Raw genomic sequence first — 7,933 nt, forward strand, 5'->3', positions numbered from 1 at the left:
CATTTACCAGCATTTTTAAAATAGTTTTCTTCTGCAATAGAACTATAAAAATCCCTCAATCCGAAAATTCAATTCGGATTGAGGGATTTTTTTATGCGCTGCCGGTGGTGCGCTGGGTTTCGGTCCGCGTTGGGGTTTCGGTTCGAGTGTTCGAGTGCTGAACGCGAGCTGTGGCGGCGGGCGCACGGTTCTCGGCTGCGTCGTGGCCGGTTCGCGCCGCTGGTTCCACTGTCGTGGTATCGAAGATGCTCAGTTGCGAATCCACGACCGGGCGAATGGTGCTTGCCCGCTGGGAATCTGCTTCTGGGGCACCAGAAGTGATGTGCTCGTCGCGAGCTGCGGGCGTATTCGCCTGTGCTGACTGCGGATTGATGTCCGAGGCAGGATTCAGTTGCTGGTCACGGGTGCTCGAGGCGGTTGCCGCGGAGGCTGTGTGCTCGTCGCGAGGGCTGGCTGTCGTCGGCTGTGCTGTTTGCGGTGCGACGCCGAAGCCAGCAGTGGTGTGCTCGTCACGGCTGCTCGAAGCGGTTGCCACGGGAGTTGTGTGCTCGTCGCGAGGGCGGGCCGTATTCGCCTGTGCTGTCTGTGATGCGACGCCTGAGCCAGCAGTGTGCTCGGCGCGGGTGCTCATGGGAGCCGCGTGCTCGGCGTGAGTGGTCACCGGTGCGGTGCGGGGCTCGGCCGCAGTGGCAGCAGGAGTCGTGTGCTGGTCGCTGGTGTTTGCGGCGGTCGCCGGTGTGGTGGCGGGCTGGGCCGAAGCGGCAGTCGTGTGCTGGTCGGTGGGAGCTGGGGATGTGGGGGGCTCGAAGTTTGTGGCGGTGTGCGCGGCGCGGTCGGTCGTAGGGCTCGTGGCGGGATCGGATACGAGACGCGGATCCAGGTCGAAGGCGTGAATCATATTCTCGCCGAATGCGCTCGGGGCAGCAGCCGGGTTGTAGTTCGGCTGTGGGTTTTGGCCTGCCACGGCGGTTGGGGTGTGGGGCGCGTTGGGCTGTGCGGAGTGCGGTGAGATGCCTTCGGTCGTCGCCGATTCGTCGAGCATTCCGCGGGTAGCGGCGGCATCGTGAACGGGTACATCACCTGCGGTGGAGGCGGGTGTGGGCGGTTGGCCGTGGCCGATGGACGGGGTTCGGCTTGCGCCATTGAAGGTTGTCGACGGGGCAGGGATATCGTCTGCGCCAGTTATATCGGGGCCGATTTGCGCGCTGGGCGTTGTGCGCGTGGCAGTTTCGGTATGCGCGGCAGTGGGTGCCTCGTGGGTTGCAGGGTAATTCGGCTCCGCGTAATTCAGCGTTCCGTGGTTCGAGATGGGGTGGGCGGCAGGGGTGGTGAAGGTTCGCGTGCCTTCATGGATCGAATTCGAGGACGGAACGGCCGTCGGACTGCCGGCGCGCCGGTATTCGTCGACGGTCGGGATCTGTTGGGTGCGGCGGCCGTTGGTCGAACGGGTGCTTTGTGCGTGGTAGACCAGGGTTTCGGTGCAGTCGAGCCGGGAGACGGGGACCGCCTCGGGCTGCGCGCCGCGCATCGCTGCCTCGGCGATATGTGCTGCGTGGGGGTCGGTCATATCGACCGGAAAGCGGACGCCCGCCTGGTCGAGCAACGGGTCGAAACCCTTGGCGGCCAGCAGTTCCCGGCGGTCGGTTGGTTCGTCGGCGCGGAATGTGGTGATCGGCGCGCCGCGCTCGGTGGTGACCCGCTGCCGGGGTGGCAGCTCGGGCTCGTCGTCGACCAGCGGGACGCTATCAATGAGCAGGGCATAACGCGCGGAAACCCAGGCATGCAACCAGATCACGACGCCGACCATGACGGGGGCGATCGCGTATTCGGCGGCCTGCCCGAAGGAACCGGCGACCAGGTGCGGGCCCGCGTTGAGCGCGACGGTCGTGCCGAGTAGCGCGGCTTCGAATAAGACGACCTTGCCCCGGTCGAGTTCGCGGCCCCACCTGGCGGCGGTGGTCGCGGCCACCATGATGGTGATGATCGGGATCGAGATCATCGCCTCGATCCCATAGCTCAACCAGTACAGCGGATCCGCCATATTTCCGCTGGGCACCAGGTTGTGCTGTACGTTCACCCCGGCCCACACCATGCCGAGCACCACTACCGCGATCAGCGCACGCGATGACCACTCGGCCCTGCGGTACAACTGGGCAAGTCGCGCATCCTGATTCGACACCCGCCGCCGCGCCGCCAGCGCCCGCCGATGCCAGCGCGCGTCTGCGTCGTCGGCACGCTGGATCGCGGCCGTGGTCCGCCGATTACGCTTCTCCGCAGTCAGTTCGTCCTCGACGGCGCGCTTGCGCTGCCCCCGCCGCTGCGCCCGAACCCATTGCGCGAGTTCACGTTCCGCATCGATCTCGGCATCGGACAACACCTGCACCAGTGCCGCGTCATCCTGCAGCGGCAACCGGCCACGCGCGTTCGCGACCCGCTCGGCCAACGCGGCAATCTCGGACCTATCGGTCGACTGTTTGTCGCGCATCGCGAGCCTTCCCGGGAGTAGGTGTCATCTCGATGCAGACCTACTTGCTCGAACATATGTGTGATCGCACCGAGATTAAACCGCTACCCGCCCGAGGTCAATGCTCCTCGTCCGAAAACTCGAACAAATGCGCGAACGCGACGTGCATCCTCCTAGGGCTCAGGCGTTCTTGTGGCAGACGGCCTCGAGCATGACGCCGTCGGGGCCGGTCCAGAAGGTGGCGTAGTACGGCGGTGGGTACTGGGGGAATTCCTGCGGAGCGTGGATGATTTCGTCGCCGCGAGCGCTGGCCCAGACGTGCACGCGGTCGACAGCCGCACGGGTGCGGACCATGAAGGCGAGGTGTTGGAGACCGGGGGCGGTGCGCGTGTAGCCCGGGAACTCGGCCGGGTAGAAGAAGATGAACGTGCCGGGCTTGTTATCGGCGGGCCAGTAGGCGAATTGGTCGGCCGCGCTGATCAGCGGCGCATAGTCGAGCAGCGGCATCAGCTCGTCGTAGTAGGCCTGGGCGGCACTGAGATCGGTGACGTTGATGCCGAGGTGTCCTAGGGGCATATTCGGAATTTACGCCCGATCCGGGATCAGGTCAGGGTGGTATGCCAAACGATGGCGGCGGCCAGGGCACCTGCGCCGTTGACGGACCAGTGCAGGGCGATCGGCGCCAGCAGGCTGCCGCTGCGGCGGCGCAGCCAGGTGAAGACGACGCCCGCGGCCGCGGTGGCCACTACGGCGAGGAGGATGCCGATGATCTGGCCCGCGGTGCCGCCGCCGAAAAATCCGGTCAGGCCGCGGTTGCTGGTGGTCAGGCCGAGCGATGAGGCGATATGCCAGAGGCCGAAGAGCAGCGAGCCCGCCGCGAAGACCCCGCGCGCGCCGTATACCCGGTCCAGGGTGCCGTGCAGGACGCCGCGGAAGGCCAGCTCCTCCGGAATCGCGGTCTGCAGTGGGATCACGATCATCGATGCGATGAGTGCGCCGGAGATGGTGGCGTAGCGGTCGGCCAGGAAGAACGGCCGGGTCATCGGCAGCAGCGCGCCGATCGCTACCACCGCGAGCACCAGGCCGACCGCGCCGAGCGCGTAGAGCGTGCCGCGACGCCAGTGCCGCGGCGAGAGTCCGAGTTCGGACCAGCCGAGTCCGCGACGGCGCATCAGCGCGAGCAGCACCACGGCGGCGATCGGAACGGTCAGGATGCTCGCCCACGCGGTGGTGAAGTGGGCGATCAGATTGGTGCCCGCCAGGACGATCACCACAACAGCCACGTCCAGATAGGCGTGCAGCTTGTGGCGGGGCGGTACCGCTTCGTCGAGGTCCTGTTGAAGCATCGGGACCAGTCTACGGACGTGCGCAACCGGCGAGCGTGGGCCGAGCTGCGCGGGCGGCGTGATCGTCATGGTCTTATCGGTTTCGCATCACGCGCCGACGGTGTTAATGGCGGTCCGCCAGCCGTCCGGATCCGCCCATGCCTGCAGCGTGCGTGTGCTGTCGAAGCGGCGGGGCGCGCTGCTGATCGGATCGGTGAATTCGAGTGATGCGGCCAGCAGTTGCAGCGGTCGGGTGAAATCGGTTACAGATTTGTCGGTGAGCACCGGATAGAAGTCGTCGCCCAGGATCGGAATGCCGAGTCCGTTCATGTGTAGCCGCAGCTGATGGGTGCGCCCGGTCCGCGGCCGCAGCCGGTAGCGGCCCAGTCCGCCGCGCTGCTCCACCAACTCGATCCAGGTCTCGGCATTGGGCTCACCGTCGACCTCTTGTGCGGCGAGCACCTGCTTCTCCTTGATGATGCGGCTGCGCACCGTCCGCGGCAGCGCCAGATCCGGATCGAAGGCCGCGATGGCCTCGTACTCCTTGTGCACCGTGCGCTTGTGGAACATGGTCTGATAGGCCCCGCGCCGGGCCGGATTGATCACGAAGAGCACCAGTCCCGCGGTGACGCGATCGAGCCGGTGCGCCGGAACGAGGTCGGGTAGGTCGAGTTCGCGGCGCAACCGGACCAGGGCGGTCTGCAGAATGTGCTGACCGCGCGGAATCGTCGCCAGGAAGTGTGGCTTGTCCACAACGAGCAGATCGTCGTCGCGATGGACGATGGGGATATCGAATGGCACCACGGTTTCGTCGGGCAGATCGCGATGGAACCAGACCGCACCGCCCGGCACATAGGGTGCGTCCGGGGCGATCGGACCGGCCAGGTCGACGATGCCGCCCTGATGTAGTAGCTCGTCGATCCGCGCGGCCGGTACGCGCGGCAGCCGCTCCACGAGGTGGTCGCGAATCGTCGCCCAGCCACCCTGCTCCGGTAGGCGGAGCCGGGCCGGGTCCAGGCCGTGCCGCTTGGGCAACGGCGGCTGCTGCCTCCTTCTCATCGGCAATGACCTTAGCCGCCGGTAAATCCCCAGCTCACGGCCGGGTCGGGCTCAGAAGCCGCGCAGTCGATCCGGGGTGATCCGCACGGTGACCGAATATTCGGCGTGGAATTGGTCCTCGGTCATCGAGATGGAGGCCAGTCCCTCGGTGTATTTCTCGGTGAATGCGGCGGTTTCCGCCGGGGTGGCACCGGACTCATCGATCCGGGCGGTGCCGGTCAGCACCACCACATCGCCGCCGCTCTCGGTGCTGTTGAGGTGTAGCGATACGCGCGGGTTGCGAGCGATATTGCGCAGTTTGGACTTATCGGCCTGGCTGAAGATCAGGAATTCACCGTCGCGCCACTGGAACCACACCGGATTCGGCTGCGGTGTCCCACTGGGGCCGACGGTGATCAGCCAGATGATGTTCTCCTGTGCCAGGCGGGCGGCGACCTTGGCGCCGAATGCGGTACCGGTGTCGACAATGGCGGAGCGATCGGATTCGGCGGCAGGCTCACCCGTCAGCCGACCACCACCCCCCGCGGAATCGCTTTGCGATGCTGCTCTCATAGTTGTGCACAACGCCGGGACAGTCGCGTCGATTCCGGGTCGGCACGGTTGCGCCACCTACGGCTCGGCGCGTTCGTCCAAGACCATCCGACGGGACTCGACCAGGGTCTGTCTGGCGCGGCGGCGGACCTTGCAGATGTCGACACTGCAATACAGGTGCACTTGCATCGCGCGGTGCGCTTGCTCCTTGGTCAGGTCGCCCGGATCGTCGTGGCAATCGCTCATATTCGAAATAATTGTCGTGACAAACATTTTCACAACTCCAACCGCAGTCGAATTCTGTTCAGCAGCAGAAGCTAGTGACGTTCGGGCGCGAAAGACACCGGTATGACCCGCCGTTCACACAACCTTCCTCGGCGCGTCGAACGCGCGAAATCCGCGGGTCCGGGTGGCCGTTCGACCGAAAGCCCGGCGTGGTCGGCGACACCATGAGTGGGCGGTTGGCATCGACCGCATCGCATGCGTTGCCAAGTGTCCGTGAGGTTTTCGACATCCGACGTATTCTGGATTACCTCGAATGCCATGCCGAGTCGGTCCATGAATTCCATCGAGTCGACCCCTGCCGGACCGGCAAGCGTGTAGCGAATTGCGATATCGACTTCGCTTGCGCCGCCCATTTGTTCGGCGAGCGCGGCGGTCACCGATCCGGTGACGCCACCCATCCAACTCGAGGACAGTAGAACCGGTGCGGTGGGTGCAGCGTCGCGGCGACCACGGCGGCCCGAGTTAGGCGGGTTGTCCAACGGGTGATGTCGACGTAAGGGATGCCTGCGCACACGGCGGCCCGTAGTAGGCGGTCGTCGGGATCGTTGACCGTACTCACCACCGCGCGCGCGTCGGCGTGGAAGCCGGTGGCATCGACGACGTCCCACTGCGCGACCCGCGCGCCGAGTTCCTCGCCAAGGGGCCTGCCCCGCACGGGATTTCGGCCGGTGAGAAGCAGCGGCCAAGGTGTGGAAGCGAGGCGGGCCAGTTCGGCGCCGACGGTGCCGTAGCCGCCGACGATGAGAACCGGTGCGTTGGTGTCGAATTGCAGGTGGTCGGACATATCGGTAAATCCGGGTCGTCTGACCCGGGGTGTCGGGTCCACCCCCCGGTTCACGGGTCTTGTGAAGTTGCCCAAATCGGATGCATCGTCTTCTTCGGATCTGATCGAAATGACGGTCCACGCGGATTCCGGTGTCGCCGAGACGAACTCGGCGCTACGGTGGTCCGCATTCGATTCCGAAGGGCAGCGGGATCGGTGACGGGAGGTAACAATGTGTGTTTCCTCTATTCGCGTGTCCAGAGCCGCCGAAACCATTCACCACAGTTGGTTCGGTGCTACGACCGCCGCAGGCCGGGCGGCGATGATCAAGTAATGCGAGGGAAGTTCCAATGTCAACAGGGGTGACGCCGTCGAGTGCGCAAGACTACGCCTCCGACAAGTACACGAAGGGCTTCGAAGTATTCGAAGAATGGCAACTGCACCGCTACAACCGGGAGAGTTATCTCGCACATCCGCTGCGCTCCGTGCAGCTGGGAATGCGCTATCTGACGCTGCCGCATTATTTCGGCAGAGTACCGCCGGTTCGGCTGTGGTTGCGGCGCTTCGGCGGACCGCGAGTGTCGCCGGATTTCGCCTGTGTCGGCGCGCTGAAAAGCGGTACGACCGATCTGGCCAGCTATCTCATGCAGCATCCGAGCATCCTGGCGCCGCTCACCAAGGAGATCGGCCACGGCTACCCGCAGTTCTGGGGGCCGTACTTCCCGACCGAACATCAGAAGGCCGAGGTGCTGCGATGTACCGGCCGGGCGCTGACGGGCTACTTCGACCCACTGCTGCACGATCTTCCGTTGATCGACAACTACAGTGCGGCCCGTCCGGACGCCAAGATCGTCATGATGTTGCGCGATCCGGTGGATCGTGCCTATTCGCACTACAAATGGGATCTGTTCCTCAGCAACAAGGACGGCCTGTGCGCCATGCCGTACGGCAGGACCTTCGCCGACTACATCGGATACGCGTTGGACATGTTTCCGGCCCCACCGCCCCCGACCTCGCTGCCCTCCATGCCGGTGCTCAGCACCGGTGTCTACGCCAATGCGGTGGCCCGCTGGCTCGCGGCATTCGGCAAGGACAATGTCTATATCGTCACCGCGGAGGACTTCTTCGCCGATATCTGCAAGACCGTGCGCGGTATCCACGAATTCCTCGGACTGCCCGCCATCGAGCCGGTCCTGCACCACGTATTGAACCGCAATCCGCTCGAATTCCCCGACCCCGACGACGCATCGGTGGCCCGGCTGCGTGAGTTCTATCGCCCGTGGAACGAGCAGCTGTTCGAGCTGATCGATAGTGACCTGGGCTGGAACGATCATCTCATGTCGGCATGAGCGAGCAGTCTCAGAAGGGGTTCCGCCGTCGCCGCGTCAACCTTGCGACCCTCGCGCCGCCCAACTAATGTCCGGCGAGCTCGGCGACGACCGGAGCGAACCTGTCGGCGCAGTCGGCGCCGAAGATGAAATAGGAGAAGCCGATCTCCTCGCGTCG

At 65.0% G+C, this 7,933-nt stretch carries 8 protein-coding genes; 1 reads left to right on the forward strand and 7 read right to left on the reverse strand.

The window, feature by feature from the left end; genetic code table 11:
- Positions 1–91: 91 nt before the first annotated feature.
- From ABZW16_RS41980 to ABZW16_RS42010, 7 genes are all read right to left on the reverse strand, one after another.
- On the reverse strand, positions 92–2,485 hold the full coding sequence (locus ABZW16_RS41980) for a hypothetical protein (protein ID WP_354961739.1): 2,394 nt from the start codon (positions 2,483–2,485) through the stop codon (positions 92–94).
- 159 nt (positions 2,486–2,644) lie between these two features.
- Positions 2,645–3,040 (reverse strand): VOC family protein, encoded by a 396-nt coding sequence (locus tag ABZW16_RS41985; RefSeq protein WP_354961740.1) that lies wholly within the window; start codon positions 3,038–3,040, stop codon positions 2,645–2,647.
- A 26-nt stretch (positions 3,041–3,066) separates the two neighbouring features.
- On the reverse strand, positions 3,067–3,810 hold the full coding sequence (locus tag ABZW16_RS41990) for a type II CAAX endopeptidase family protein (RefSeq protein ID WP_354961741.1): 744 nt from the start codon (positions 3,808–3,810) through the stop codon (positions 3,067–3,069).
- Between the two features lie 87 nt (positions 3,811–3,897).
- Positions 3,898–4,848 (reverse strand): RluA family pseudouridine synthase, encoded by a 951-nt coding sequence (locus ABZW16_RS41995; RefSeq protein WP_354961742.1) that lies wholly within the window; start codon positions 4,846–4,848, stop codon positions 3,898–3,900.
- Between the two features lie 51 nt (positions 4,849–4,899).
- A complete protein-coding gene (locus ABZW16_RS42000; RefSeq protein WP_354961743.1) occupies positions 4,900–5,400 on the reverse strand; it encodes a TIGR03667 family PPOX class F420-dependent oxidoreductase in 501 nt (166 codons plus the stop codon).
- Positions 5,401–5,457: 57 nt separating this feature from the next.
- Positions 5,458–5,625: a hypothetical protein gene (locus tag ABZW16_RS42005; RefSeq protein WP_354961744.1), complete on the reverse strand. Its 168-nt coding sequence runs from the start codon at positions 5,623–5,625 to the stop codon at positions 5,458–5,460.
- Between the two features lie 412 nt (positions 5,626–6,037).
- The gene (locus ABZW16_RS42010) at positions 6,038–6,448 is read right to left on the reverse strand and encodes a hypothetical protein (RefSeq protein ID WP_354961745.1); all 411 of its coding nucleotides are present in this window, start codon (positions 6,446–6,448) and stop codon (positions 6,038–6,040) included.
- 329 nt (positions 6,449–6,777) lie between these two features.
- Here ABZW16_RS42010 and ABZW16_RS42015 point away from each other — a divergent pair, with 329 nt between their 5' ends.
- Complete coding sequence (locus tag ABZW16_RS42015) at positions 6,778–7,776, forward strand: sulfotransferase (protein ID WP_354961746.1); 999 nt, start codon at positions 6,778–6,780, stop codon at positions 7,774–7,776.
- Positions 7,777–7,933 lie beyond the last annotated feature (157 nt).

This window comes from Nocardia sp. NPDC004604, from assembly GCF_040609795.1.
Lineage (GTDB): Bacteria > Actinomycetota > Actinomycetes > Mycobacteriales > Mycobacteriaceae > Nocardia.

Coding starts and splice junctions, on each gene's coding strand:
- ABZW16_RS42010 (WP_354961745.1), bottom strand. CDS start 6,448: ATGTCCGACCACCTGCAATTCGACACCAACGCACCGGTTCTCATCGTC.
- ABZW16_RS42000 (WP_354961743.1), bottom strand. CDS start 5,400: ATGAGAGCAGCATCGCAAAGCGATTCCGCGGGGGGTGGTGGTCGGCTG.
- ABZW16_RS41985 (WP_354961740.1), bottom strand. CDS start 3,040: ATGCCCCTAGGACACCTCGGCATCAACGTCACCGATCTCAGTGCCGCC.
- ABZW16_RS41995 (WP_354961742.1), bottom strand. CDS start 4,848: ATGAGAAGGAGGCAGCAGCCGCCGTTGCCCAAGCGGCACGGCCTGGAC.
- ABZW16_RS41980 (WP_354961739.1), bottom strand. CDS start 2,485: ATGCGCGACAAACAGTCGACCGATAGGTCCGAGATTGCCGCGTTGGCC.
- ABZW16_RS41990 (WP_354961741.1), bottom strand. CDS start 3,810: ATGCTTCAACAGGACCTCGACGAAGCGGTACCGCCCCGCCACAAGCTG.
- ABZW16_RS42005 (WP_354961744.1), bottom strand. CDS start 5,625: ATGAGCGATTGCCACGACGATCCGGGCGACCTGACCAAGGAGCAAGCG.
- ABZW16_RS42015 (WP_354961746.1), top strand. CDS start 6,778: ATGTCAACAGGGGTGACGCCGTCGAGTGCGCAAGACTACGCCTCCGAC.